At 67.5% G+C, this 24,610-nt stretch carries 26 protein-coding genes; 7 read left to right on the plus strand and 19 right to left on the minus strand.

What is annotated here, in order from left to right; translation table 11 throughout:
* Positions 1-120 precede the first annotated feature (120 nt).
* From O9Y01_RS21055 to murJ, 12 genes are all read right to left on the minus strand, one after another.
* The gene (locus O9Y01_RS21055) at positions 121-531 is read right to left on the minus strand and encodes a hypothetical protein (RefSeq protein ID WP_269633615.1); all 411 of its coding nucleotides are present in this window, start codon (positions 529-531) and stop codon (positions 121-123) included.
* A 2-nt stretch (positions 532-533) separates the two neighbouring features.
* The gene (locus O9Y01_RS21060) at positions 534-1,379 is read right to left on the minus strand and encodes a hypothetical protein (RefSeq protein WP_269633616.1); all 846 of its coding nucleotides are present in this window, start codon (positions 1,377-1,379) and stop codon (positions 534-536) included.
* Positions 1,369-2,160, minus strand: coding sequence for a hypothetical protein (locus O9Y01_RS21065; protein WP_269633617.1), 792 nt, complete (start codon positions 2,158-2,160; stop codon positions 1,369-1,371). Before O9Y01_RS21065 ends, O9Y01_RS21060 begins: the two co-directional genes overlap by 11 nt.
* A 2-nt stretch (positions 2,161-2,162) precedes the next feature.
* Positions 2,163-2,972, minus strand: coding sequence for a hypothetical protein (locus tag O9Y01_RS21070; RefSeq protein ID WP_269633618.1), 810 nt, complete (start codon positions 2,970-2,972; stop codon positions 2,163-2,165).
* 861 nt (positions 2,973-3,833) lie between these two features.
* Positions 3,834-4,958, minus strand: a complete 1,125-nt coding sequence (locus O9Y01_RS21075) for an SLC13 family permease (protein ID WP_269633619.1) — start codon at positions 4,956-4,958, stop codon at positions 3,834-3,836.
* Positions 4,959-4,978: 20 nt separating this feature from the next.
* Positions 4,979-5,491, minus strand: coding sequence for a 2-amino-4-hydroxy-6-hydroxymethyldihydropteridine diphosphokinase (gene folK, locus O9Y01_RS21080; RefSeq protein WP_269633620.1), 513 nt, complete (start codon positions 5,489-5,491; stop codon positions 4,979-4,981).
* 24 nt (positions 5,492-5,515) lie between these two features.
* Positions 5,516-7,195: a polynucleotide adenylyltransferase PcnB gene (gene pcnB, locus O9Y01_RS21085; RefSeq protein WP_269633621.1), complete on the minus strand. Its 1,680-nt coding sequence runs from the start codon at positions 7,193-7,195 to the stop codon at positions 5,516-5,518.
* Entirely contained in the window at positions 7,192-7,860 is a 669-nt protein-coding gene (locus tag O9Y01_RS21090; protein WP_269633622.1) for an HAD family hydrolase, read from the minus strand. Before O9Y01_RS21090 ends, pcnB begins: the two co-directional genes overlap by 4 nt.
* Complete coding sequence (locus O9Y01_RS21095) at positions 7,860-8,528, minus strand: HdaA/DnaA family protein (RefSeq protein WP_269633623.1); 669 nt, start codon at positions 8,526-8,528, stop codon at positions 7,860-7,862. The genes O9Y01_RS21090 and O9Y01_RS21095 overlap by 1 nt, the downstream gene beginning before the upstream one ends.
* Positions 8,525-9,595, minus strand: coding sequence for an AI-2E family transporter (locus tag O9Y01_RS21100; RefSeq protein ID WP_269633624.1), 1,071 nt, complete (start codon positions 9,593-9,595; stop codon positions 8,525-8,527). Before O9Y01_RS21100 ends, O9Y01_RS21095 begins: the two co-directional genes overlap by 4 nt.
* Before the next feature lie 139 nt (positions 9,596-9,734).
* Positions 9,735-10,607, minus strand: a complete 873-nt coding sequence (locus O9Y01_RS21105; RefSeq protein WP_269633625.1) for a SirB1 family protein — start codon at positions 10,605-10,607, stop codon at positions 9,735-9,737.
* 18 nt (positions 10,608-10,625) lie between these two features.
* A complete protein-coding gene (murJ, locus tag O9Y01_RS21110; protein ID WP_269633627.1) occupies positions 10,626-12,188 on the minus strand; it encodes a murein biosynthesis integral membrane protein MurJ in 1,563 nt (520 codons plus the stop codon).
* Between the two features lie 245 nt (positions 12,189-12,433).
* Between murJ and rpsT the strand changes: the two genes are divergently transcribed.
* Positions 12,434-12,730 carry a 30S ribosomal protein S20 gene (gene rpsT, locus O9Y01_RS21115; RefSeq protein WP_133604851.1) on the plus strand — a complete coding sequence of 99 codons (297 nt, stop codon included), beginning with the start codon at positions 12,434-12,436 and terminating at the stop codon, positions 12,728-12,730.
* A 146-nt stretch (positions 12,731-12,876) separates the two neighbouring features.
* On the opposite strand, the gene O9Y01_RS21120 is transcribed toward rpsT, so the two are convergent.
* The gene (locus tag O9Y01_RS21120; RefSeq protein WP_269633628.1) at positions 12,877-13,719 is read right to left on the minus strand and encodes an alpha/beta fold hydrolase; all 843 of its coding nucleotides are present in this window, start codon (positions 13,717-13,719) and stop codon (positions 12,877-12,879) included.
* The gene (locus O9Y01_RS21125; protein WP_442952783.1) at positions 13,716-14,738 is read right to left on the minus strand and encodes a M14 family zinc carboxypeptidase; all 1,023 of its coding nucleotides are present in this window, start codon (positions 14,736-14,738) and stop codon (positions 13,716-13,718) included. Before O9Y01_RS21125 ends, O9Y01_RS21120 begins: the two co-directional genes overlap by 4 nt.
* A 227-nt stretch (positions 14,739-14,965) precedes the next feature.
* On the opposite strand from O9Y01_RS21125, the gene O9Y01_RS21130 reads away from it, so the two are divergent.
* Complete coding sequence (locus O9Y01_RS21130; protein ID WP_269633629.1) at positions 14,966-15,106, plus strand: hypothetical protein; 141 nt, start codon at positions 14,966-14,968, stop codon at positions 15,104-15,106.
* A gap of 33 nt (positions 15,107-15,139) precedes the next feature.
* Here O9Y01_RS21130 and O9Y01_RS21135 read toward each other — a convergent pair whose 3' ends face one another.
* Positions 15,140-15,466 (minus strand): DUF3579 domain-containing protein, encoded by a 327-nt coding sequence (locus O9Y01_RS21135; protein WP_183104535.1) that lies wholly within the window; start codon positions 15,464-15,466, stop codon positions 15,140-15,142.
* A 240-nt stretch (positions 15,467-15,706) separates the two neighbouring features.
* Between O9Y01_RS21135 and O9Y01_RS21140 the strand changes: the two genes are divergently transcribed.
* Both O9Y01_RS21140 and argF read left to right on the plus strand, forming a co-directional pair.
* Entirely contained in the window at positions 15,707-16,918 is a 1,212-nt protein-coding gene (locus O9Y01_RS21140; protein WP_269633630.1) for an aspartate aminotransferase family protein, read from the plus strand.
* A complete protein-coding gene (argF, locus tag O9Y01_RS21145) occupies positions 16,915-17,877 on the plus strand; it encodes an ornithine carbamoyltransferase (RefSeq protein WP_269633631.1) in 963 nt (320 codons plus the stop codon). The genes O9Y01_RS21140 and argF overlap by 4 nt, the downstream gene beginning before the upstream one ends.
* 177 nt (positions 17,878-18,054) lie before the next feature.
* Here the strand turns inward: argF and O9Y01_RS21150 are convergent, their stop codons facing one another.
* Together O9Y01_RS21150 and O9Y01_RS21155 are read right to left on the minus strand one after the other, a co-directional pair.
* Positions 18,055-18,438, minus strand: a complete 384-nt coding sequence (locus O9Y01_RS21150) for a GFA family protein (protein WP_269633632.1) — start codon at positions 18,436-18,438, stop codon at positions 18,055-18,057.
* Positions 18,439-18,448: 10 nt separating this feature from the next.
* A complete protein-coding gene (locus O9Y01_RS21155) occupies positions 18,449-19,210 on the minus strand; it encodes a substrate-binding periplasmic protein (protein ID WP_269633633.1) in 762 nt (253 codons plus the stop codon).
* A 141-nt stretch (positions 19,211-19,351) separates the two neighbouring features.
* On the opposite strand from O9Y01_RS21155, the gene O9Y01_RS21160 reads away from it, so the two are divergent.
* From O9Y01_RS21160 to O9Y01_RS21170, 3 genes are read left to right on the plus strand one after another with little or no spacing between them, the layout of a single operon-like run.
* Entirely contained in the window at positions 19,352-20,107 is a 756-nt protein-coding gene (locus O9Y01_RS21160; protein ID WP_269633634.1) for a metallophosphoesterase family protein, read from the plus strand.
* A gap of 28 nt (positions 20,108-20,135) precedes the next feature.
* Complete coding sequence (locus O9Y01_RS21165) at positions 20,136-21,707, plus strand: serine/threonine protein kinase (protein ID WP_332108765.1); 1,572 nt, start codon at positions 20,136-20,138, stop codon at positions 21,705-21,707.
* A gap of 40 nt (positions 21,708-21,747) precedes the next feature.
* Positions 21,748-22,083 carry a YkgJ family cysteine cluster protein gene (locus tag O9Y01_RS21170; RefSeq protein ID WP_269633635.1) on the plus strand — a complete coding sequence of 112 codons (336 nt, stop codon included), beginning with the start codon at positions 21,748-21,750 and terminating at the stop codon, positions 22,081-22,083.
* 33 nt (positions 22,084-22,116) lie between these two features.
* Here O9Y01_RS21170 and O9Y01_RS21175 read toward each other — a convergent pair whose 3' ends face one another.
* The gene (locus O9Y01_RS21175) at positions 22,117-23,364 is read right to left on the minus strand and encodes a tetratricopeptide repeat protein (protein WP_269633636.1); all 1,248 of its coding nucleotides are present in this window, start codon (positions 23,362-23,364) and stop codon (positions 22,117-22,119) included.
* A gap of 12 nt (positions 23,365-23,376) precedes the next feature.
* Positions 23,377-24,555, minus strand: coding sequence for a tetratricopeptide repeat protein (locus O9Y01_RS21180; RefSeq protein ID WP_269633638.1), 1,179 nt, complete (start codon positions 24,553-24,555; stop codon positions 23,377-23,379).
* Between the last annotated feature and the right edge of the window lie 55 nt (positions 24,556-24,610).

Below are 24,610 nucleotides of genomic sequence, written 5' to 3' on the forward strand. Positions count from 1 at the left end.
ATGGGGCCGCTGGGCCACGTCCCGCCTGCCGAGTTCGAAGCCAATTACCATCGTCAACGCGCTGGTCAGGCCGCGAACGTCTGACTTAAACCAACTAGCCTCCGCGGAAGCCGGGGCGATTCACACCTCCAGATCGTTCGTCGCGACGTTGTCGCGGGCGTAGTCCTCCAGGAACTCGGTAGACCTAAAGCTGACGACGTATTGCCCCGCCTTCAACCCCCGTATCGGATCATCTGTAGTGCCCTTCCACTTGAACAATGTGGCGCTGAAGCCCGTTGCGGTATTGGGCTGGTGGGAGACGACTTCCCACTCCGCAGCGAACTGTTTCGCTTGCTCGGTGGTCATCCTGCTGGAGTGCAGATTGCCCTCATTCAGCATCACCCCGTCAAGAGTCACCGATACTGCGCCAGACCCTGGCCGTGCAGCAGGGTCTCCTCTGTCGGTGTCCCCCAAGAAAGCCTCTGCTGCAATCTGAAGCAAGGTATACGTCTCAAGAACCTGCGGTGACGTCGGATTTATTTCTACGGTCATGTCTATTCCCCCTGTTTTGCTTTGATTACTTCATCAATGAACTTACGACTGACATCGGCTTTCTCACCAGCTTGATGCGGACACATCTGGTCTCCGCCTCCGGAATTGGCATGCTGCCAAGGCCATCGTCCAGTGGTGCTCGCGCCAAAACCCGGGTCCCATACATAGCGAGTCAACTCTGCAAGCACGTTCCCCGTCTGCTTATCGACGACCTTGAGCCTAGTGCCTGCAACCCACAGAGCCCGGTCCGCAGGCTCCACCAAGTCTTCATAGTCAAGTGCATAGCGGGTAGCGGTGCGGTCAACTGGCTTGCAGTGATGTTGACCATCCACCCAGTTCGGGTGCTGCCGCGACCAATCAGGCGTGCAGCGGAAGCGTTGCCCGTTGGTGGAGTCCACGTATTCGACAAATGAATAGCCCCTCTTCGCTGGGAAGTGCTTGAACAGCTCTTCCGCTGCCGGTGGGCCCAGCGCACCTCGTCGGCCTGAATCGGCTGGATTCACAAACTCGCTCATGAGGAACTGCTTGATGTAGTCATCGCCACGGTGCTCCCGCGCCATCGCAGCCTCAGGGTACATCGGGTCAAAGTACTCCTTGCCCCCCCAGGGAATCGGCTGCCGGATCTTGGCAAGCTCAATCCCCTCCACATCCTTCACCGTCCGCTTCACCACCACCCCGGCTGTCTTGCATCGCTCTTCAAAGAGGGCCTTGGCCTTGGCGTACTTTTCCTTGTAGGCGGCCTCCCGGGCCTGGGCTTCCTTGTCTTCCACCGGTTTGCCGCAGGCGCCAAGGGCCAGCATTGCCGCAGCGGACAGCAACATCCATTTCATTTTTGAGTTAGGCTGCATGCAAATGCTCCTGTTCGTTGGCAGCAAGATTCCAGGCGGGCGTGCGGTTGAAAAGCACCTGGCTGCTGGTTATGAGGGTCCGCGTGGCAGGGTCAGAAAATGCCCCTCGATTGGCGCCATCCGCCTTGTTGCTCCGGAAGGCCTGAATCACCGAATTCAGCGAATTTCCATCCTTGAGTGACCCCACCCCGGCACCGTTGAAGGTGAAGACCTTGTCGATACTGTCGGGGCCGTACATCTCATAGAAGGAAGTAGCCAGATGCCCCCCCAGGCTGTAGCCCGTTACCGCCACCTTTGAAGTACCGACTTCCCCCTTGACGGAATCCCACCAGGTTTTCATGTCGGAGATCTGTCCAATGGCCCAGCCCAGGGTCTTCACCTCAAGGTCGTTCGTTGCGGCGCAGTCGCGGGCGTAGTCTTCAATGAACTCCGTGGAGCGGAAGGAGACGACGAACTGCCCTGCCTGGAGACCTCGAACTGGGTCCGTCTCACCCATATATTGAAACAGCGTGCCGCTGAAACCAGTGGCGGTATTGGGCTGATGGGAAACAACTTTCCATTCCAAGGCGAACTGTTTCGCTTGCTCGGTGGTCATCTTGCTGGAGTGCAGATTACCCTTCATCAGCATCTCTTCACCGAGAGTCACCGGGATTGCGCCGGAGCCGGGCCGTGCGGCTGGGTCTTCTCTCTTTGTAGACCCCAAGAAGGTCTCTGCGGCAATTTGCAACAAGGTATACGTCTCAATAGCCTGTGGAGACGTCGGGTTTGCTTCTGCCGTCATATCTATTCTCCCTGTTTTGCTTGGATTACTTCGTCTACAAACTTACGACTAACGTCATCTCTTTCGCCAGGCCGACTTGGACAGACCTGGCTACGGCCACCGGCATTTGCGTGTTCCCAAGGCCATCTTCCCGTGGAGCTTGCACCAAAACCCGCTTCCCATACATAGCGGGTTAATTCAGCGATAACGTTCCCCGACTGTTTATCGACGGCCTTGATCCTGGTACCTGAGATCCATAGCGCCCGGTCAGCAGGCTCCACCAAGTCTTCATAGTCAAGTGCATAGCGAGTAGCGGTGCGGTCAACTGGCTTGCAGTGATGTTGACCATCCACCCAATTCGGGTGCCGCCGCGACCAGTCAGGCGTGCAGCGGAAGCGTTGGCCATTGGTAGGGTCCACATATTCGACAAATGAATAGCCATTTTTCACTGTGAAGCGCTTGAACAGCTCTTCCGCTGCAGGTGGACCCAGTGCACCTCGTTGGCCTGAATCGGCTGGATTCACAAATTCGCTCATGAGGAACTGCTTGATGTAGTCATCACCGCGATGCTCCCCCGCCATCGCAGCCTCAGGGTACATCGGGTCAAAGTACTCCTTGCCCCCCCAGGGAATCGGCTGCCGGATCTTGGCAAGCTCAATCCCCTCCACATCCTTCACCGTCCGCTTCACCACCACCCCGGCTGTCTTGCATCGCTCTTCAAAGAGGGCCTTGGCCTTGGCGTATTTCTCCTTGTAGGCAGCCTCCCGGGCCTGGGCTTCCTTGTCTTCAGCGGGCTTGCCGCAGGCGCTGAGGGCCAGCGAGAGGGCGAGCAAGGCCCAGCAGCCAGGAATGCGGAGCCGAGTAGACGGAACGCTAGACCGGTTCCTGGGAGCGCATGAATTTCTTGCTAGCGGCATGCACCCTCGATGTGGTCAGATCCATGGAAGGTGGGGACTACGTTTCTGACGACGCGCCCCTGCCCTCGCGCCCTCAAGTGCTTCTTGAAAGCACCGATGCCACGTTGCTGGGGGAGCTCTTCGCAGATGCCGGCTGGCGCGCGAGCCCGGATCCGCCGATGGCGCCCATTCAAGGCCGCGGCACCTGGCGCGGACTCGGCGAGCCTGGTGAAGGCCAATCCGCGTTCCAGGGATCCGAAGAGGGCATTGCTGTGCTGCACCTGCATTGGCTTCGCATCCACGGCGTGAATCGGGAGCGAGCGCCTGGCACCCACATCGATCCGGCGCCTGGTCTGAGGACCCACCGCGGCACGGCACGGGGCGGCCAGCCTCCCGGAGGGCCGCCCCACATTCGCCTGGTCTGGCGGCTGCTCAGCCTTGATCGGATGCCCCTCGGTGCAAGCCCACACGCCATCGGTGCGAGCCGTGTTCTTCTGGTCCATTCACCCTCAGCCTCTGCCCCCAAGTCCGGTGGGCACTCTTTTGGCTGATTATTCAAGCATTTGCGACTCGCAGCCGCCTCCCCAAAATGGGTGAATAGGCCCAGGCGTATCCGGCCCCAGAAATTCGCGCGGGGACATCGGGCAAGGACTCGGGCGCCGCCCGGTCGACCGGTGGCGGCGGCCCGGCGGGCTCAGGTGTCCCGGCTCACGTGATTCAGGTCAATCAGCAGGCCGGGAGCAAGCCCGAAGGGGAAGTGCTGTATCAGGTGGAGGCGAGGAGCGGAAAGGCTCGCCCTCAGCGATGGAACAGCAGTGCATAGCCCATGGCCGCCGTCACGAGCAAGGCCGGCACGGCGTACAGATGGAAGGCGATCCAGGCCCGGCGGTCGCCGCTCATGCGCAAGGCGATGAGATTGGCCAGGGACCCCACCATCCATCCGAAGCCTCCGACATTGACACCATACAGCAGCACGCCCCAGTCCTTCGAGAACTCCGCGAGCGCGATGGCGGCCGGCACGTTGCTGAGCAGCTGGCTGGCGCCAATGCCCGCCAGGTACAGATGCACGGGGTCCTGAAGGCCCAGGCTCAGCATCAGCTGCTTCACGACGTCCAGTCCGGACAGCAGGCGCAGGTCGATGAACATCAGCGCGAACACCAGCAGCAGCCCCCAGTCCAGATCCGCCAGGACCCGTGGACGCAAGACGGCGAACATCAGCAGCAGGCCCAGGGACGCCCATCCGGCCAGATGGAGGTCCGTTGCGATCAGGAAGGGAACGTACAGCAGCAGCGAGACGCTCAGCAGCGCGCGGTCGAGCGGGCGCGCCTCGTGGTCCTGGATCTCGAACGAGCGCGTTCCGAAAGCGAAGGCCGTGAGCACCAGGAGTGCCCCGAGCATGGCCGCCACCAGTGGCAGCTGGTGCCAGACGAAGTCCCCGAAGCTCATCCGGGACATCTGCCAGAGGAAGATGTTCTGCGGGTTGCCGATGGGCGTCAGCGTCGACCCGACATTGACCGCCAGCGCCTCGAAGACGATGAGCTTCGTGGACGGCATGCCGGTGAGCTTGCTGATGCTCAGCGTCAAGGGCACGACGACGAACAGCGCGACATCGTTGGTCAGCACGGTGGACAGCAGCGCCGCCACCAGGACCAGGCACAGCGCCGCGGCCCGCTCGGTCCTCATCCACTCGATCAGCGTGCGACCCAGGCGGTGCAGTGCCCCACTCAGCTCCAGGCCCTTGGTGAGCAGCAGGAGTCCGGTCATCGCGGCCAGGGTCGGCCAGTCCACCAGTGAGGGATAGCGGGCGATGCGATCCGGCCCGAAGACACTGAAGAGGAACAACGCACCCAGCAGGACCAGGAAGAACTGGTCCCGCCTCAATCCTTGCGCAACGCGAACGAAGGCCGCCTTCACAGGATGCACGGGCACCTGACTTCCCGGGCTCAAGGCGGCGTGTTCCCGCCCCCGGCGGCGGGCCACAGGGCCCCGTCAGGATGCAGGCGCTGGTCGGCCACCCCCGGCAGCTGCGCCGCGAGAGGGCCGATGCCGGGCAGCGACAGCCCGGGCGCCAGCTCCAGCAGGGGGTGCAGCACGAAGGCGCGCTGGTGCAGGCGCGGATGCGGCAGGCTCAGGCGGGCATCGGACCAGACCTGACCCTCCATGAGCAGCAGGTCCAGGTCCAGGGTGCGCGGCGCATGGCGGTAGGGGCGCTCGCGACCGTGGGCCTGCTCGATGGCCTGCAGGGCGTCCAGCAGTTCCAGAGGCGCCAGCGCCGTCTCCAGGCAGGCGACGGCATTGAGGAAGTCAGGGCCGCCAGCGTCGACCGGCGCGCTGCGCCAGCCCGAGGACACGGCCAGCAGCCGCGACTGCGGCAGGCCGTCGAGGGCCTGCAGGGCGGCACGCAGGGTGGCCGCCAGGTCGCCGAGGTTGGCGCCGAGCCCGATGTAGGCCTTCACGCGGGATCCCGTGGACGAAGAGGCTCAGCCGGCATCCGCGGGGACGGCACCGCCAGCACCGCCACCGCCACCGCCACCGCCACCGCTGCGCGGCTTGCGACGCCGGCGGCGCTTGCGTGCGGGGGCCGAGGCGCCCTCGCCTGCCTCGCCGGCCTCGTCCGGGCCGTCACTGGCGTCGGCGCCGTCGTCGGCCTCGTCGTCAGCGGATGCCCGGGCCGGAGCGCCGGTGCGGGCTTCACCGCTGACGGCACCCTTGGCCACCTGGCGCACGCGACCGCCGCCGCTCTTGCGCTGCTGGCGCTCGCTCTCGCGGGCCTGCTCGACCAGGGCGCGGCGCTCTTCGTCGCTGCCCAGGGCGAAGTCTTCCCACCAGTCGACCAGGGCCATGTCCAGGTCACCCACCTCGGCGCGCAGCAGCAGGAAGTCGAAGCCGGCGCGGTAGCGCGGCTGCTCGACCAGGCTGTAGGGGCCGTTGCCGCTGCGGCGCTCGAAGCGCGGCTGCATCATCCAGATCTCGCGCATGTCGGCGGCCAGCTTGCCGCGGCCGGAGATGTCACCGATGCGGGCGTCGAAGACCAGATCGATGGCCTGCTGCAGCGCGGGCACGGCCGGCTCGCCACCGTCACGCAGACGCTGCCAGCGGCCCTGCACCTCGTGCCACAGCATGCAGGCCAGCATGAAGCTGGGGGCCACGCTGCGGCCCTCGGCCACGCGGCGGTCGGTGTCTTCCAGGGCGCGGCGCACGAACTGGCCGCGGGCCTCGTCCGGCAAGGCGCCCTTCTCGTCCAGCACCGCGTCCAGGATGGAGAACACCCCGCGGCCCAGGCCCTGCTTGCGCAGTTCGTCCAGGCTGGCCAGGGCGTGGCCGGTCTGCAGCAGCTTGATCATCTCGTCAAACATGCGCGAGATGGGCACGTTCTGCAGCAGCGGGATCATGGCCTTGACCGGCACGCGGGTCTTGGGCTCCAGCTCGAAGCCCAGCTTGGCGGCGAAGCGCACGGCGCGCAGGATGCGGACCGGGTCCTCGCGGTAGCGGGTTTCGGGGTCGCCGATCATGCGCAGCACGCGCTTCTTCACGTCGGCAAAGCCGCCGTGGTAGTCGACCACCAGCTCGCGCTGGGGGTCGTAGTACAGGGCGTTGATGGTGAAGTCGCGCCGGGCGGCATCCTCGATCTGGGGTCCCCAGACGTTGTCGCGCAGCACGCGGCCGCTGGCATCGACCACATGGCTCTTGCCGGCCAGCTCGTCCTTGGAGGTCTTCTCGTTGCCGCTGACCTGCTCGGCAGCCTCGTTGGCCAGCAGGGCACGGAAAGTGGAGACCTCGATCACTTCATGCTCGCGCCCGCGGCCGTAGACGACGTGAACGATGCGGAAGCGCCGGCCGATGATGAAGGCGCGGCGGAACAGGGCCTTGACCTGCTCGGGCGTGGCATTGGTGGCCACGTCGAAGTCCTTGGGGCGGCGGCCCAGCAGCAGGTCCCGCACGGCGCCGCCGACGATGTAGGCCTCGAAGCCGGCGTCGCTGAGCGTGCGCACCACCTTGACGGCGCGGTCGTCCAGCAGCTCGGGGTCGATGCCATGCTCGGCCACGCCGATCTCGAGCCGCTTGCCCAGCGCATGCGCCCCGGACGAGGCCTTGGCCTTGGGCTTGGCATCGGGTTTGCCGGGCTTGCCCAGCAGCTTGTCAATCAGGTTCTTGATCATGCAAAGAGATTCAGGATGGGCCAGCCCCGGGTCTGGGCAATCTGTGCCAGCGCTGCCGATGGGTTGGTCGCGATGGGATGGCTGACGCGCTCCATCAGGGGCAGGTCGTTCACCGAATCGCTGTAGAAATGCACTTGCTCGAAGTCCTTCAGTGCCCGCCCCTGCCCGGCCAGCCATTGCTCGACGCGCGTGATCTTGCCGGCCTGGAAGGACGGCACGCCACGGATGGCCCCGTTGTAGTGGCCGGTGGCGTCGCGCTCCAGTTGCACGGCGATCAGATCAGGCACGCCGAAGGCCTCGGCGATGGGGGTGGTCACGAATTCGTTGGTGGCGGTCACGATGGCCACCAGGTCACCGCGCTCCTGGTGTTGGCGCACCAGGGCTCGCGCATTGTCGCGCATCATGGGCTGCATCACCTCGGCCATGAAACGCTGGCGCGCGGCCAGAGCCTCGTCCAGGGGACGCGAGCGCCACACCGAGGTCGCGAAGGCGATGTACTCGGGCAGGTTCAGCTCGCCAGCCTGGTACTGGGCGTAGAAGGCGTCGTTGCGGCGCAGCCATTCGCCACCGTCGGCCCAGCCGATCCGGACCATGAAGTCACCGAAGGCGTGGTCGGAATCACCCGGGATCAGGGTGCCGTCGAGGTCGAAGAGGGTGAGGTTCATCAGCTTCCTTGGTCGAGCAGCATCTGACGCAGCAGGGGCACGGTCACGGCCCGCTTGTTGGCCAGGGCGAATTCATCCAGCCTGTCCAGCAGGCCCATGAGGTGCTTGAGGTCACGGGCGAAACGGCTCAGAACATAGTCCATGACCTCGTCGCTGAGCACGATGCCCCTGCGGTCGGCTTCGCGGCGCAGGGCCGCGCGCATCTCGCCTTCAGGCAAGGGCTGGAGGGCGTAGGTCGGGCCCCAGCCCAGGCGGGTGCGCAGGTCCTCGCGCAGTTCGAGGTCGATGGGTGGCGCCACGCCGGTGGACACCACGGCCAGGCCCAGGGTGGCCGCCTCGACGAAGAGCGTGAAGGCGGCGTGCTGCTGACCGGGGTCGAAGCGGTCGCAGTCGTCCAGCAGCAGCAGGCTGGGGTGGGCGGGCAGCTCCCAGGGCAGCGGCGTCTCGGCGTCGTACCAGCCCACCTGGGCGCCGGCCGCCTGCCAGGACTGGGCCAGGGCGCGCAGCACATGGGTCTTGCCACAGCCCGCCCGCCCCCACAGGAACACGGGCGGCTCGCCCGGGCGCAGGGACAGCAGATGTGCCAGAGCCGCCTCGTTGGCGCCGGGCAGGAGGTTGTCGAAGGAGTAATGCGGCTCGGGACCGAGCGCCAGCGGGATCTGCTTCAAGAACGGGGACTCTGGTACAGGGCGCTGGACAGGTAGGCCTCGCGCAGGCGGCGCGCGGCAACCACCCCCAGGGCGGACACGGGCAAGGCGATCAGCACGCCGACAAAGCCGAACAGATGGCCGAAGGCCAGCAGGGCGAAGATGACCATCAGGGGCGACAGGCCGATGCGTTCGCCCACCAGGCGGGGCGTCAGCACGAAGCTCTCCAGCACCTGGCCGAGGCTGAACACCACGGCAACGGCCAGCAGGCCATAGAGGTTGGCGAACTGCAGCAGGGCCGCCATCACCGCCAGCAGCAGGCCCAGACCGAAGCCCAGGTAGGGAATGAAGACGGCCAGGCCGGTGAAGATGCCCACCGGCAGCGCCAGATCGAAGCCCGCCAGCAGCAGGGCCAGGCTGTAGTAGACGGCCAGCAGCAGCATCACCAGCAGCTGGCCGCGCAGGTACTGGCCCAGCATGCTGTCGCATTCCTTCAGGAAATGGCCCACGGGCGGGCGCAGTCGCGGCGGCACCAGGCCCCAGGCCCGGCCGAGCAGGCTGTGCCAGTCATGCAGCAGGTAGAACAGCACCACCGGCAGCAGCACGGCATTGCCCACGATGGCCAGCACGAAGCTGCCGCCGATGCGCGCCGAGCTCAGGGCCGTGGCCAGCCAGTCTTCCAGGTTGGCATCGAGGTACTTGAGCACGAAGGCCTTGATGCTGGCGGTGTCCAGGGCCACGTTCACGCCGTGCTGGGCCAGCCAGGGCGAGACGTGCTTGTTCAGGGCATTGGCCAGCACGGGGATCTGCTCACGCAGCTGGGGCAGCTCCCGGCTGAGGATGGGCAGCAGGAGCAGGAAGAGCGACAGCAGGGCGATGCCCGCGCCCAGCTCCACCAGGACCACCGCCAGCAGCCGGGGCACGCGGCGCCGCGTGAGCGCATCCACCGCGGGGCTCAGGGCGTAGGCCAGGATGCCGGCCGCCAGGAACGGTGCCAGCACCGGCGAGAGCAGCCACACCAGCCCCAGGCTCAGCAGGGCCAGGGCCGTCCAGGCCAGCGCGTAGCGTTGGGTCTTGCTCAGGGTCATGCAGATGTGTTGCGGATGAAGGCCGTCAGCCGGCGGGGGGCATTGTGCGCAGCCGGCAGGGCCGCGTCAGGCAGGGCCGGATTCTAGGGTCTGTTGCAGGGCCCCCACCCGGGTCCTGAGCGGGCGGGACACCCGGCGCTCAGTGAAGCAGGCGCCCGCCCGGCGAGTGGCGCAGCTGCTCCAGCCGCTCACGGGCCTGCTGGGCCAGCTCCATGGGGGGATGCAGGCTCAGCAGCTGCTCGTAGTCCGCCACGGCCTCGGGCCATTGCATCAGGCGCTCCAGGGTGTGGGCGCGGTCCAGCAGCTCCTCGGCATCTCCCGGCAACAGGATCAGCAGCCGGTGCTGGACCTGCAGCAGCAAGGCCCAGGCCGCCGCACGCCGGTGGATTTCCTTGAGATTGCGCAGCATGCGTGCCAGCCACTGGCGCGGGTTGCAGGGCTGCAGGAAGAGCTCCAGGGGCAGGTCCGCAGGGTCGCTGACGCCCGCCCGCTCGCGCAGGGGGTGCAGCAGCTCCTCGAGGGCGTCGCGGGAGAGGGAGCGGCCGTGAAAGACGTCCATCACCACTTCGCCGGCCGGCAGCTTCAGGCAGACCAGGAAATGCCCCGGGAAGGAGATGCCACGGGCGCGCAGGCCCAGCTGCAGGGCCAGCTCGGCATACAGCAGGCTCAGGCTGATGGGGATGCCGCGCCGGGTCTTCAGCACCTCGTGCAGGTAGGAGTTGCCGGAGGCGTAGTAGTCATTGACATTGCCGGCGAAGCCCTGCTCCTGGAAGAAGAACTGGTTCAGCAGGCGCAGGCGCTGGCTGGCCACGGCATCTGCCGGCACCCGGCGCTTGAGCCGCAGCGCCAGCTCGTCAACATCCGCCAGCAGCTGCTGCACGTCCAGCTGCGGCCATTCGTCCTGGGCCAGCGTGGCGGCGGCCTCCAGGAGGTTCAGGCTGTCGTCCTCGGCCACCAGGCGGGCGAAATAGTCCAGCGGGTCCACCGCGGCCAGGTCCAGATAGGCAGTCATGGGCACATCATCCACGCCTCAGTGGCGGCGCGCAAATTCACGCAGCTTCAGCCCTGACAACAGCAGGACCGCGAAATAGACCAGGGCCGACCCGGCCAGGCTCAGAGCCATCCAGGCCGCGCGCTGCATCTCGTGCCGCCCCAGGGCGACCCAGTCCAGCGCCTGACCCAGCCACCACTGCAGCCCCCCCATGGCCAGGCAGGCCAGCAGCACGCGCGCCATGAAGGCCACCCAGCCCGGCGCCGGGGTGTAGGCCCCACGCTGGCGCAGGCCCCGCAGCAGCACGGCCGCGTTGACCAGGGCCCCCAGGCCGATGGACAGCGCCAGCCCGGCCACGCCGATGGTCGGCACAAGGACGAGGTTGAACACCTGGGTCAGCAGCAGCACGCCGATGGCGATGCGCGCCGGCGTGGCGCTGTCCTGGCGGGCATAGAACCCCGGCGCCAGCACCTTGATGGCTACCAGGCCCAGCAGGCCGACGCCCCAGCCCATGACGGCCTGCGCGGTGCGCGTCACGTCGACGTCGTGGAAGGCGCCGCGGTGGTAGAGCGTTGCCACCAGGGGCTCGGCAAAGACCAGCAGGGCCACGGCGCAAGGCAGGGCCAGCAGCATCACCATGCGCAGGCCCCAGTCCAGCAGGGCCGAGTAGCGCTCGCCCTCCTCGCTGGCCTGCGCCGCGGCCAGCTGCGGCGTCAGCACCGCACTCAGGGCCACGCCCAGCAGGCCGATGGGGAATTCCATCAGGCGGTCCGCGTAGTTGAGCCAGGAGGTCGCGCCATCGGCGATATGGGTGGAGATCTGGGTATTGATCAGCAGTGAGACCTGGGACACGCCCACGCCCAGCAGGGCCGGGCCCATCTGCTTGAGGATCTGCATCACGCCGCCATGGCGCCGGGCTCGCTGCAGGGCCGCCCAGCTCAGCCCGATGTGCGGCAGCATGCCGATGCGGCGCAGCGCCGGCACCTGCACGGCCAGCTGCAGCACGCCACCCATCATCACCCCCAGGGCCATGGCATAGATGCCCGGATAGCCCCAGGCCGGCAGCCGCTTGGCCAGCAGCACGCCTGCGACGATGCAGCTGAGGTTCAGCAGCACCGGCGTGACGGCCGGCACCATGAAGCGTTTCCAGGTGTTGAGCACGCCGGCCGACAGCGCCACCAGGGACATGCAGCCGATGTAGGGAAAGGTCCAGCGCGTCATCACCACGGCGGCCTCATGCCCCTCCTTCGACATGCCCGAGCCCAGGGCCCAGACCAGCAGCGGCGCCCCCACCACGCCCAGTACGCAGGTGGCCAGCAGGGCCCAGGTGAGCACCGTGGCCACGGCATCCACCAGCTCGCGGGTGGCTTCATCCCCGTGCTTGGCGCGCGTGGCGGCCAGGGCAGGCACGAAGGCCTGGGAGAAGGCCCCTTCCGCAAACAGGCGGCGCAGCAGATTGGGAATGCGGAAGGACACCAGGAAGGCGTCGGTCATGGCATTCGCGCCGAACAGGCCTGCCACCATCTGCTCCCGCACAAGCCCCGTCACGCGGGAGGCCAGGGTCAGCACGGAAATCAGGGACGCGGAACGCAGCAGGCTCATCGGGAATATCGTCTTTCTTGTCTCGGGACGCCTGGCCGGCGCGGCCAGGTCCCAACCCTCCTGGGAGACAGGCCGGGCGGGACCATGCAGGTGGCCGGCGATTATGAGCGAAGGCCTTGGACTAGAATCCGGCCCCTTCTTCCCGTTTTCTCCGCGAGAGGACCGAATTTGCATGTCGGGCCTATGAAACTCCAATTGCAAGTGCTATACTCGCGGTCTTTGCACCAACTGGATTAACAAAGAACATGGCAAGCTCTTCCAAAGCCAAGAAGAAAACCGTCCGTTTGGCATCGGGCCGCAAGCGCGCTCGCCAGGACGTCAAGCTGAACGCCGCCAACACGGCTCTGCGCTCCAAATTCCGCACGGTCATCAAGAACGTGCAAAAGGCCGTGGTCGCTGGCGACAAGACCAAGGCTGCTGAACTGTTCAAGACTGCCCAGGCCGTGATCGATTCGGTCGCCGACAAGGGCATCTTCCACAAGAACAAGGCTGCTCGCCACAAGAGCCGCCTGTCCGCCAAGATCAAGGCCCTGGCTGCCTGAAACACCAGTCCTGGTGCAAAGAACTGAAAGGCCCGCCTCTGGCGGGCCTTTTTCATGGCGCCCGAGCTGGGCCGCCCGTCTTCTTTGCACGAGAGGGACGGCACCCGGCCTGCAGGCGGCCCTGGAGCCCAGGCCTCAAGCCGGGTTCAGGCCAGGTGCAGCGGCACCGTCTCCAGGTCCATGGGCTGCGTGCTCGGGCCGCTCATCAGCTCGCGCTTGGCCAGCCAGTCGCCCACGGCGCGCACCACCCAGTCCGGATCATCCAGCGGGATGTCGTGGCCGGCCCGGGTGTGCATGCGCAGGGGCAGACCCCAGCCCCGGCTCACCGCCTGGGAGCAGCGCCAGTCCACCAGCATGTCACCCTGCCCGCACAGCAGCAGCATGGGGACCCGCGGCCGCGCCCGGCTGGCCCGGTAGTTCATCGCCGCCCACAGCTGGCGCAGCACATTGAGGCCGCTGACCGGATGCTGCCGGTGCAGCTTCACCCAGGCGTCCAGCACCTCCTCGGAGTGACTCATCAGCTGAGAGGTCAGCTGCAGCACATGGCGCTCACGCCAGCGCGCCGCGAAGCGCGCCAGGCTCATGGCGACCAGCGTGAGGTAGTTCGTGGGGCGCAGCCGCCTGAAGAAGGGGCTGAAGGGCTTCATGCTCGTACTCACCAGCACGGCGGCGGCCAGCTCCGCGGGGTAGCGCTGGGCCCACTCGGCCGCCACCATGCCGCCCAGGCTCAGGGCCAGCACATGGACTGGCCCCTCCACGCCAGCCTGGCGCAGTTGTGCGCGCAGATCCTCCACCATCTCGCCGATGTCGGTGGGGCTTCTTTCTCGGCAGCGGTTGCCATTGCCGGCCAGATCCAGCGTCAGCACGCGGACCGAGCCTTGCGTGGCCTGCAGGCCCCGCGCCATCTGCAAGGGGAAGCTCCCCCAGTGGCCGGACTCGCGCGTCAGGCCACGCAGCAGCACCCAGGTCGCCGTCTGCGCTTCACTCATGCCCGCCCCCCGCGATACCAGCGATCCAGCGCCCGCTCGCGGGCCCGCTCCCGCCCGGCGCCAGTCGGCAGCCAGCGCGGCAGACTGAAGGCGGCCCTGGCGCAGAAATCCAGCCAGCCCAGGTGGCGGCGCAGCACCCGCTGCTGGCGATGGCTCACCTTGGGGTTGAAGATGCCGTCCCGGGAGAAGAGCTGGCGGGGGTTCTTCTTGACCCAGATCCAGGAGCCCATCTCCAGGGTCAGCGGTAGAAAAACGCGGTCGGGCCGGTCAGGCATTTGGCAGGATTCCAGATACAGGTAATCCCACAGGTCCCCATGCGTCAGGTATTGCCGGCTCTGCGGCTCGAACACATAGCGGTGCTGGGCGTGGGTCTGGTCCAGCAATTCACTGAGCGCCAGCATCTCCGGCAGATGCATGATCGGCCTTGTGCTACAAGCGAACGGAAACCAGATTCTGTCATCGAGGCCGAAGCCGGAATGGCAGTCGATGGACAAGGCGGCGCGATGGCGCAACAGTTCTTCACAGACCACCTGACAAAGGGCTTGCGCTTCCGGCTGCATCTTGGCACCTGCCCTGCCCCGGTACCAGGGCAGGTTCGCGCTGAGGCGCTGCCCCCCGACCAGAAAAGGCACCGGGCGTTCCGCCTCCACGGGCGCGTTGCGCATCAGGTCCACCCCCGCCGGATTGGCGCGCGTGCCCAGCAGCAGGCCGCCCGGATTCACCAGGGGCATGAAGACCATGCGCAGGCCCTGCAGTTGCTGGTGCAGCAGTTCGTCCCAGCGCAGCCGGGCGACCAGGCTGGCCAGATAGGACAGCACCACCTGGCTGCCGATGCGCTCCAGCCCGTGCACCCCACCGAAGAAGCCGATGGCCGGCACCTCCGGCGCGCGGCTGCCCAGGCTCAGCACCGGCACGGGCAGCGACTGCCCGGCCACCTCCACCACGGCCACGTCACGGCGCTCCAGGAGGCCGCGGGACTGCGATTGCAGCCGGTCCAGCAGGGTGAGTGATTCCAGCAAGGGTGTCGGGCGACGGACGTGCAGCAGACCTGCGGATGCCGGCGCGCCGCCCGGTGGCATCGCGGCGGTGACCTCGGCCAAGGCAGGCAGGACAAGCCGGCAGCATAGCCAGCGGCAGCGGTGCCCGCCATGCGCCAAACGGCCCAGGACGCTGCCACCTGGCCGTCATGCCCCTGGACTAGGCTGCGGGCATATCCCCGGAAGACACCCCTGAAGACACCCTCGAGATGCAACGCCCGATGGACAACGCCCTGCACAAGCCCTCCCTGCGACTCGGGCAGCGCCTGAGGGTCGCGACCTGCCTGCTCCTGTGGGGTGGCGCCGAATGCCTGGCGCTGTGGCGCACCCGGCGCCGGCGCCGCGGCTGATCGCAGGACGGTGGGACGTGGGGCGGGCGCCGCTCAGCGCTCGCCGCGCTCGGGCAGCAGGCAGGCCTCGGCGACCTGCAGGTGGTTGTCACGGGCGAAGTTCATGACGAAGTCCCAGGCCATGGGCTCGACCGACTTCAGCTCCTCGTTGACGATCACGCACTTGATGCCGTTGATCACCCGCGGCACGCAGTAGGGCGAATAGCCGATGTGCGCCCCGATACCCGCCTTCGCGCCCCCGGGACGGAAGCAGGACATGGCCCCCGCCAGCCGCTCCGCCCAGTCACTGGGACGGAAGGTGCGCCCTTCCAGGGTCACACCTTGGATGAACACTTCGCGGGGCTTGGGGACTTGGGTCATGGATGGAAACGGCGGCCGCCCGGACAACGGAATGAACGGCAAACCGCTATTGTGCCTTGGATGTGTTGCGCCGCAGCACGGGTGAGTTGCAAGGCTTCATTTTTTGCCCGGCACTTCTTGGCGAAAACCCTCGGCTGCCTGGGACGCAACCTTAGAATCATCGGCTCCCGGCCTGACGCTGGATTGACGCAGCACCAGGCCCGGAGCGCCCTTACCCCACCCATCCGACATGGAGAGTTGATGAACGCCTCTGCGCCTTCCGTTCCGTCCGAACCGCATGTGATGCAAACCTATGGCCGCCTGCCGATCGCGCTGTCGCATGGCCAGGGTGTCTGGGTCTGGGACGTGAACGGGCGACGATACCTGGACGCGCTGGGCGGCATCGCGGTGAACACCCTGGGTCACGCACACCCCAAGCTGGTCCCTGCCCTGCAGGAGCAGATCGGCAAGATGATCCACTGCAGCAACTACTACCACGTGCCCCTGCAGGAGGAACTGGCCGCGAAGCTCGTGGAGCTCTCGGGCCTGACCAACGCCTTCTTCTGCAACTCGGGCCTGGAAGCCAACGAGGCCGCGATCAAGATCGCCCGCAAGTTCGGCACCGACCGCGGCAACACCAATCCCGAGATCCTGGTCTTCGAGGGCGCCTTCCACGGCCGCTCGCTGGCCACGCTGTCTGCCACGGCCAATCCCAAGATCCACGCCGGCTTCGGTCCGCTGGTGCCAGGTTTTGTCCGTGTGCCGCTCAACGACATCGCTGCGGTCGAGCAGGCCCTGGACGCCCATCCCAACATCACCGCCATCTTCCTGGAGACCATCCAGGGCGAAGGCGGCGTGAAGCCGGCTCGCATCGAGTTCCTGCAGCAGCTGCGCGCCGTCTGCGACCGCCGCGACCTGCTGCTGATGCTGGACGAGGTGCAATGCGGCATCGGCCGCACGGGCAAGTGGTTCGCGCATCAGTGGGCCGGCATCCAGCCTGACGTCATGCCGCTGGCCAAGGGCCTGGGCTCGGGCGTGCCGGTGGGTGCGGTGGTCTGCGGCCCGCGCGCGGCCCGGGTCATGCAGCCGGGCAACCACGGCACCACCTTCGGCGGCAACCCGCTGGCCATGCGTGCCGGCGTGGAGACCCTGCGGCTGATGGTCGAGGAAGACCTGCTGGCCAATGCCGCCAAGGTCGGCGCCGAGCTCAAGGCCGCCCTGGAGCGCGAGCTGGCCGGCGTGGCCGGCGTGCGCGAGGTGCGCGGCCAGGGTCTGATGCTGGGCATCGAGCTTGACCGCCCCGCCGGCGCCCTGCTGGGCCGCTGCGCCGAAGCCGGCCTGATGATCAGCGTCACCGCCGACCGCGTCATCCGCCTGGTGCCCGCCCTCATCCTTTCCAGCGACGAAGCCGCGCAGGTCGTGAGCCTGCTCGTGCCCGTGGTCAAGCAATTCCTCTCGGAGACCCAGGCATGAAGCCCGGGGACAGCCTCATGCGCCATTACCTTCAGTTCAAGGACTTCCGCGCCGAAGAGTACGCCCACCTGTTCGAGCGCGCCTCCATCATCAAGCGCCGCTTCAAGAACTACGAGAAGTACCAGCCCCTGCAGGACCGCACGCTGGCCATGATCTTCGAGAAGGCCAGCACCCGCACGCGGGTGAGCTTCGAGGCCGGCATGTACCAGATGGGCGGCTCGGTGGTGCACCTCACCACCGGTGACAGCCAGCTGGGCCGCGCCGAGCCCGTGGAGGACAGCGCCCGCGTCATCAGCCGCATGGTCGACCTGGTGATGATCCGCACCTTCGAGCAGAGCAAGATCGAGCGCTTTGCCGCACACTCGCGCGTGCCTGTGATCAACGGCCTGACCAACGAGTTCCACCCCTGCCAGATCGTGGCAGACCTCTTCACCTTCCTCGAGGCCCGCGGCATGGACCGCCGCGGCGGCATCGACATGAACTGCCTCAAGGGCCGCGTGGTGGCCTGGGTGGGTGACGGCAACAACATGGCCAACACCTGGCTGCAGGCCGCCGAGATCCTGGGCTTCACCGTGCACGTGAGCACGCCCAGCGGCTATGGCGTCGACCCCAAGGTGGCGGGCGTCAGCAATCCCGACTGCTACAAGGTCTTCACCGACCCCATGGAAGCCTGCCGCGGCGCCGACCTGGTCACGACCGACGTCTGGACCAGCATGGGCTACGAAGCCGAGAACGAGGCCCGCCGCACCGCCTTTGCCGACTGGTGCGTGGACGCCGAGATGATGGCCGCCGCCAAGCCGGACGCCCTCTTCATGCACTGCCTCCCCGCGCACCGTGGCGAGGAGGTTTCGGCCGAGGTGATCGACGGCCCGCAGTCCGTCGTGTGGGACGAGGCGGAGAACCGCATGCATGTCCAGAAGGCGCTGATGGAGTATCTGCTGCTGGGGCGGATTGGCTGAAGGTCGGGCCCAGGGTCAGGTCTTGCCTCGCGGCGCCCCGAGCGTTCGATCCAGAGGCGCAGCGCATGGATTGCGGAGCAGGACCTTCACTGCACGCTGAACGTCGGCCTCCTCGATCCCCGCACAGGGAGGTGACCCCGTTGATCACCCCTCCGTGAGGGCGGCGCTACGTCGGCTTCAGTCCAGAAACGCCCACGTCTGCGCCCCATCAAACCGCCTGACCACCACGGACTCCAGCAGCTGGGGATCGAAGTTGCGGAGGTTGACGCCATGCTTCGCACCGGGCTTGGCCTCGAGTGGTTCCCAGTGGGTCACGATGCCGCAGGTCCTGCAGCGCAGATTCCTCAGCGTGCGGTCACCCCATATGTAGGCCTCCGTGTGCTCGGGGTGGCCCTCGACCCGGACCGAGCCGAATTCGTAATAGGCCCAGATCCCGCCGGTGCGGCGGCAGAGGGAGCAGTTGCAGCTCGTGGCCGTCTCCGGCGCAAAGGGCAGGGTCAGGCGCACGGCACCGCAATGGCAGGCGCCTTGGAGCATCGCGTCGCTGGCTTGGTCCGGCATCGAGTCCTCCTCAGTACTTGGGCCTCAGGCTGCCTTCCATGCTGCCGGCCGGATAGAACTGCTTGAACAGCTTCCAGACCAGGCCGCTGCGGGCGGCCTTGTCCAGGGACTCCTGCAGATGCCGGCGATCGGCCTCGCCCAGCGCGGCGCGGGACAGGTAGACACCGCTGTCGTTCCAGCCCAGCTCCTCGGCCGCATCCAGGCGCAGGCGCCCCAGCAGATGGCTGACGCGCTCGTCGGCATACAGGGCGCTGGCCAGGATGGAGGGGGCCATCACGGTCAGGTCCGCACCGCCGGCATCCAGGACGCGGGCCACGGACACCGGGTCCACCTCCAGCCGCAGACGCCCCTGCCGCCCCAGTTCCTTGAGCAGGGCCTGGTAGGCATCCCCGTAGTCGAAGCCCCGCACCAGGACCACCCGCAGCTCGCTGGCCTGCGCGAGCGCCCGCAGGCTGCTTGGCAGGACACGGTCGGAGCGCAGGGAGATCATCATGGCCCGCGCCTGGATCAGGGGCACGAAGTCGCCGAATTCATCGCGCCGCGGCGTGCGGGAGGCGGGCACGAGTACGTCGCTGCGGCCGGACTCGAACATCAGCTCCTGGCGGGCGCGGGGCACGGCGCTCATCGCGAAGAGGCAGCCATCGGCCTCGCCAACCTGGCGCAGCAGCTCGGGATAGACCCCTGTTGCCGCGCCCTGCGGAGGCAGCAGCACGCTCAGCCCCACCGGCGCCAGCGGAACCTGGATCACCCGGCTGCAGGCCGCCTGTGCCATACCCGCCGCGATACTGCCCAGGACCAGCCCCCACACACGCATCCAACACCCGACGACCATCCGTGATACTCCAAGCCACGAACTCTCAGCATGCCATGAAAGCATCAGCATGCCGTCAGAGTCCCAGGAGAAACTCCGGACATGAAGCTTGCCCTGATTTCCGACCTGCATGCCAACCGCGAGGCCTTCAGCGCCGTGCTCGACCATGCACGAATCAACGGCGCGCGGGAATTTGCGTTGCTGGGCGACCTCGTCGGCTACGGCGGTGACCCGGCGTGGGTGGTCGACCAGGTGCGGGAACTGGTCAGCCAGGGCGCCATCGCGGTGATGGGCAACCATGACAGCGCCATCGTCACCGGGCCCCTCCCCAGCATGCGCGACGACGCCCGCGACGCCATCCTCTGGACCCGCGCTCAGCTCGATGCGGCGCAGCTGGATTTCCTCGCCGGGCTGCCCATGCACCACGAGCGCGACGACTGCCTCTTCGTGCACGCCAACGCCTTCGACCCGGCCGGCTACGAATACATCCAGGGCCGGCTGGAGGCCATGCGCAGCCTTCATGCGACGCACTGCCGCTACACCTTCTGCGGCCACATGCACGACCCGCGGCTCTACCACCTGTCCGGCACCGGCAAGGCCGGCGAGTTCGTGCCCTCGCCGGGCGTGGACATCCCCCTGCTGCCCAACCGGCAGTGGCTGGTCATCCCCGGTTCCTGTGGCCAGCCACGTGATGGCAACCCGGCGGCCTGCTACGCATTGTTTGACATGGCCACGGGTCTGCTGAGCTTCCAGCGCGTACCGTATGACGTGGACGCCGCGGCTGCGCGCGTCCGTCAGTCCGGGCTCAACGCTGCGGTCGCCGAGCGGCTGGCGCAGCGTCTGCTGCTCGGAGAATGAGCATCGCCACCAGCCCCGGGACCCAGCCATGCGAGTGACCGCCGCCCGAGAAGACAAGCCCAGCGCCAAGGCCGACGCCGCCCTGCCCTCGCCCGCGGTCGGCCCGCTGGAGCCCGGCATGGTGCTGGACGGCTTCCGGCTGGAAGAGCGGTTGCACCAGGGTGGCATGGCCAATCTGTGGCGCGTCACCCGGCTGGACCCCATGCCGGGCGAAGACTTCCCCTTGCTGATGAAAGTGCCGCGCATCAAGGGCGGCGAGGACCCGGCCACCATCGTGGGCTTCGAGGTCGAGCAGATGCTGATGCCCGCGCTCAAGGGCCCCCACGTGCCCCGCTACGTGGCGCGCGGCGACTGGACCCGTCAGGCCTATATCGTGATGGAGCACATCGAGGGTCAGTCCTTGCGCCCACGGCTGGACGAGGCACCGCTGCCGCTGGACGAGGTCGTCGAGATCGGCAGCCGCGTCGCCACCGCGCTGCAGGACCTGCACCGCCAGCATGTGGTCCACCTGGACATCAAGCCCAGCAACATCATGTTCAGGCCGGACGGCAGCGCGGTGCTGATCGACTTCGGCCTTTCGCGCCACGACCACCTGCCCGACCTGCTGGAGGAGGAGTTCAGCCTGCCCATGGGCACGGGGCCCTACATGTCTCCCGAGCAGGTGCAGTTCGTGCGCAACGACCCGCGCAGCGACCTCTTCGCCCTGGGCGTCATGCTCTACCACCTGGCCACCGGCGAGCGGCCCTTCGGCCAGCCCTCCTCCGTGCGCGGCCTGCGCCGGCGGCTCTATGTGGAGCCCGTGCCGCCGCGCGCCATCAACCCCGACATCCCGCCCTGGATGCAGGAGGTGATCCTGCATTGCCTGGAGGTCAAGGCCGAGCGCCGCTACCAGAGCGCGGCCCAGCTGGCCCTGGACCTGCAGCGCCCCGAAGGCGTCACGCTGACGCGGCGCGCCGAACGCATGAGCAAGAGCGGCGCCATCAAGGAACTCAAGCGCTGGTTCTTCGCCCTGGGCTCCGAGCCCGTGCTGCAGCCCAGCGTGGCCGAGCAGGTGGCGCGCAGCCCCATCATCATGGCGGCCGTGGACATCGAGAACGCCACGCCGGGCCTGCTGGAACAGCTGCGCGAGACCGTGCGCCGCATCGTGCAGACGGAGCCGGGCGCGCGCCTGGCCTGCGTCAGCGTGATGCGCACCGCCCGCATCGGCATGGACGTTCTGACTGACAAGGACGGCAAGAGCGTGCACGTCAAGCAGCTGGTCGCACTCAAGCACTGGGCTCGCCCCATCAGCCGCGCGCTGAGCCTTGAAGATGGCCGCCTCACCTTCCACGTGCTGGAGGCGCCGGACCCCGCCTCAGCCATCATCGACTTCGCCGCCCGCAACGGGGCCGACCACATCGTGATGGGCGCCCGCGGCAACTCGGCACTGCGGCGCTACCTGGGCAGCGTGTCGGCCCAGGTCGTGGCGGAGTCGGACTGCAGCGTCACCGTGGTCCGCGAGGTGGCCTCGGGGCATCTCTCCGGGCACAAGGCCGCGCCGCCGCCCGCCCCGGCGGAGCCGGCACCGGCAGCCGCGCCCCTGGAGGCGCCACGGCACTGAGCCTGCGGGCGCGCCACCGCCGGGCCCTACACTGGCCGGCATGAGCACCGACAACCCCTGCCTGCGCTGCGGCGCCTGCTGCGCCAGCTTCCGCGTCGACTTCGCCCGCGAGGAACTGCAGAGCGAGGGGGGCACCGTGCCCGACGGCCTCAGCGTGGACCTCACCGGCAGCCTGTGCCGCCTGCGAGGCACCGATCATGCGCGCCCGCGCTGCGCGGCACTGGTGGGCCAGGTGGGTGTCGATGCCCACTGCGGCATCTACGAGTGGCGCCCCTCGCCCTGCCGGGAATTCGGCCTGCGCGCGCCGCTGGGGCTGGGGGACGAGGCCTGCGCCCGGGCCCGCCAGCGGCACGGGCTGCCGCCGCTGATGGACTGAGCCCTGGCGCCGATTCCTGTCGATCCAGGTGTTCTAGTTGTACCTGGCCGAAGCCTGCAGCAGGGCTCGCTTCTTGTCCAGCAGCTGGCGGCGCAAGGTCTCGTTGTCGACAAGCTTCAGGCCCTGAGCCACGGCGGCTTGCGCCTCCTCATAGCGCCCCAGCCTCGCGTAGGTGGCTGCCAGGTATTGCTGCAGCCGTCCGTCCACGCCGGTGCGATCGCGCTGCCGCAGAAAGGCACTCAGGGCACGCGGAAGATCCCCCCCCTGGAAGGCCTGCACCCCTTCGTCCATGTCCGCGAACGGCGGCCTCGACTGTAGGGTCTTGAGATGCGCCCGCAGGGCGGCGAGCTCAGCATGGGCCGCGGCCCCGCTGCGGCTCTCCAGCAAGCTGATCAGGTTGGTGAGGCCTGGCAACCCGTCGGGCGCCAGCCGGATGCTGACACGCAAGGCCTGCTCAGCCTTGTCCATCTGTGCGCGGCGCGCCAGGATGACGGCCAGCGTGTTGTAAGCCTCGGCCAGCTGCGGGTCCTTGATGAGGGACTGCTTGATCAGCTGGTAGGCCAGGTCGGTTTGCCCCTCCTCGAGTGACTCCGAGGCCAGGTTGCTCAGATACATGGCCACGATGGTCGCCTCGGACACCTCCCTGACCGTGCGGAGGTCGCGGATGCTGGCAGGCACGAAGTCCACCGTAAGCCCGCGCTCGTAAGGGCCCAACATGGTGTTCTCGCCCAGGCGCCCCAGCAGCGCGACGTTGACATGCTTCACCAGGTAGCTCAGCTGATCTCCCCGGCTCCAGAGCTCGGCGGACTGCAGCAGCTGGAAGCGCGTGCCCACGCCCAGGCGCTTGGCAAAGGCCGCCGTCATCAGGGCCAGCGACAGGCAGTTGCCACGCCGGTCATGGAAAGCCTCGTGGGCATTGCGTGTGTGGTCGGAGCTGTACTCCACCATCACACGGCCGCGTTCGAACAAGACGCCATAAAGCACCTGCGCGGAGTTGCCGCGGTCGGTCGGGTTCACCAGCGAGCGCAGCGCGAACTGCTCCATCTCGTCGGTGAAGAGCAGCGCCTCCTCGGACTTCTTGCGGGCCAGCGACGCCGTGGCGTCGTCAAAGAATTCATCCGCAAAGACGGCGCCCAGGCGGTTGCGGGCCGCCTCCTCAATCCCCTGATCCACCGGCGCACTCGCGCAGCCCGCCAGCGCGGTGGCAACGGCGATCAGCAGGCTTGCACCCGGGCGGCGCCAGCCCAGGCGCTGAAAGACGTTCAAGCGAGTGGATCGCATGGTGTGCTCCTGTCAATGCATGCGGCGGGCCAGCAAGGCCTCGCGCTTGGCTTCATAGATGCGCTGCTGCCCCGGCGTCGGACTGGTCTCGGCGGCCAAGGCCAGATGCCGGGCGGCGCGCTCCTGCTGCCCAAGGGCGAGCTTGGCCAGGGCGGCCCAGAAATGCAATTCGTGGTAGTTCCCGGATCGAGCCAGCTCCTGTGCAAAGAGGGCGTCAGCCGCAAGGTAGTCCTGGCGCTTCATCGCCTCCTGGCCGTCGTCGAAATACTTGAAGGGCGGCACGGGCCGCACGGACGCCAGCCGCTGCTCATAGCGCGCCAGTTCTTCGGTCCGGTGGGCTTCGCGCAGCACGACCACCATATTGGCCAGGGCGACCTCGTTGTCCGCCTCCTGCGCCAGCACCTGCTCGAGCACGCGTTCGGCCAGGTCCAGCCGCCCCTGCCGGCGGTACAGCACGGCCAGGGTGTTGAAGCCGGCGCTGAAGCGCGGATCGGCCAGCACCGCGGCGCGAGCCCACCAGTAGGCCCCATGCACATCACCGGCATTGAGCTGCTCGGCCGCGCGGTTGTTGTAGTACATGGCCGTGATGGTCGCGACGCTGACCTCCACCGCCCGGCTGCGGTACTGCCCCTCCTCAGGAAGGAAGTCCACGATCACGGGCGCCTCCACCGTGCCCGTGAAGGCCCGCTCCTGCAGCCGCGTGCCCAGGCCCAGGTTCACATGGCCGGACTGGAAGATGAGGCTGTCGCTGCGCGTCCATTGCGGGTCGACCAGCACGGAACGGAAGTAGACCGGCAGCTGCAGCTCCTGCGCAAAGGCGGCCGTCATCAGCACCAGGGACAGGCAGTTGCCCCGGCCATCGGCAAAGGTCTCGGTTGCGGTGCGGGTCTTCTCGGCGTCGTATTGCAGGCGCAGCTGCCCCTCGCGGTAGAGCGCCTTCAGCAGGCCCTCTTTGCTGCCATACATCCGGACCTTGGGCCGCACCGTCTGCTCCAGGAATTCCCGCATGGCCGGCGACAGGGCCAGCAGCTCCTGGCTGCTCGGCAGCACCGGCGCCGGGGCATAGGCCTCGTCCACCAGGGGCGGCGTAGGCAGGGCCTGCCGGGGGGCGGTGGCACAGGCCTGCAGCAAGCTCAGGGCCAGGGCCATGCCGGCCAGGCGCAGACGGGCGGACGGGTGGGGCTGAGTCATGATGCGGGCCTCGCAGGGCTGGGATCCCGACCCATGATGAGCGCCTGGCGCCGCG

Source organism: Pelomonas sp. BJYL3 (assembly GCF_027257975.1).
GTDB lineage: Bacteria > Pseudomonadota > Gammaproteobacteria > Burkholderiales > Burkholderiaceae_C > Roseateles_B > Roseateles_B flavus.

Excerpts from the sequence above, each read along its gene's own strand:
- O9Y01_RS21170 (WP_269633635.1), top strand. The coding sequence starts at position 21,748 with ATGAGCACCGACAACCCCTGCCTGCGCTGCGGCGCCTGCTGCGCCAGC.
- O9Y01_RS21175 (WP_269633636.1), bottom strand. The coding sequence starts at position 23,364 with ATGCGATCCACTCGCTTGAACGTCTTTCAGCGCCTGGGCTGGCGCCGC.
- O9Y01_RS21130 (WP_269633629.1), top strand. The coding sequence starts at position 14,966 with ATGCAACGCCCGATGGACAACGCCCTGCACAAGCCCTCCCTGCGACTC.
- O9Y01_RS21090 (WP_269633622.1), bottom strand. The coding sequence starts at position 7,860 with ATGAACCTCACCCTCTTCGACCTCGACGGCACCCTGATCCCGGGTGAT.
- O9Y01_RS21155 (WP_269633633.1), bottom strand. The coding sequence starts at position 19,210 with ATGGCACAGGCGGCCTGCAGCCGGGTGATCCAGGTTCCGCTGGCGCCG.
- O9Y01_RS21150 (WP_269633632.1), bottom strand. The coding sequence starts at position 18,438 with ATGCCGGACCAAGCCAGCGACGCGATGCTCCAAGGCGCCTGCCATTGC.
- O9Y01_RS21055 (WP_269633615.1), bottom strand. The coding sequence starts at position 531 with ATGACCGTAGAAATAAATCCGACGTCACCGCAGGTTCTTGAGACGTAT.
- O9Y01_RS21065 (WP_269633617.1), bottom strand. The coding sequence starts at position 2,160 with ATGACGGCAGAAGCAAACCCGACGTCTCCACAGGCTATTGAGACGTAT.
- murJ (WP_269633627.1), bottom strand. The coding sequence starts at position 12,188 with ATGAGCCTGCTGCGTTCCGCGTCCCTGATTTCCGTGCTGACCCTGGCC.
- O9Y01_RS21105 (WP_269633625.1), bottom strand. The coding sequence starts at position 10,607 with ATGACTGCCTATCTGGACCTGGCCGCGGTGGACCCGCTGGACTATTTC.
- O9Y01_RS21160 (WP_269633634.1), top strand. The coding sequence starts at position 19,352 with ATGAAGCTTGCCCTGATTTCCGACCTGCATGCCAACCGCGAGGCCTTC.
- O9Y01_RS21165 (WP_332108765.1), top strand. The coding sequence starts at position 20,136 with ATGCGAGTGACCGCCGCCCGAGAAGACAAGCCCAGCGCCAAGGCCGAC.
- O9Y01_RS21120 (WP_269633628.1), bottom strand. The coding sequence starts at position 13,719 with ATGAGTGAAGCGCAGACGGCGACCTGGGTGCTGCTGCGTGGCCTGACG.
- argF (WP_269633631.1), top strand. The coding sequence starts at position 16,915 with ATGAAGCCCGGGGACAGCCTCATGCGCCATTACCTTCAGTTCAAGGAC.
- O9Y01_RS21100 (WP_269633624.1), bottom strand. The coding sequence starts at position 9,595 with ATGACCCTGAGCAAGACCCAACGCTACGCGCTGGCCTGGACGGCCCTG.
- pcnB (WP_269633621.1), bottom strand. The coding sequence starts at position 7,195 with ATGATCAAGAACCTGATTGACAAGCTGCTGGGCAAGCCCGGCAAACCC.
- O9Y01_RS21135 (WP_183104535.1), bottom strand. The coding sequence starts at position 15,466 with ATGACCCAAGTCCCCAAGCCCCGCGAAGTGTTCATCCAAGGTGTGACC.
- O9Y01_RS21140 (WP_269633630.1), top strand. The coding sequence starts at position 15,707 with ATGAACGCCTCTGCGCCTTCCGTTCCGTCCGAACCGCATGTGATGCAA.
- O9Y01_RS21060 (WP_269633616.1), bottom strand. The coding sequence starts at position 1,379 with ATGCAGCCTAACTCAAAAATGAAATGGATGTTGCTGTCCGCTGCGGCA.
- O9Y01_RS21180 (WP_269633638.1), bottom strand. The coding sequence starts at position 24,555 with ATGACTCAGCCCCACCCGTCCGCCCGTCTGCGCCTGGCCGGCATGGCC.
- rpsT (WP_133604851.1), top strand. The coding sequence starts at position 12,434 with ATGGCAAGCTCTTCCAAAGCCAAGAAGAAAACCGTCCGTTTGGCATCG.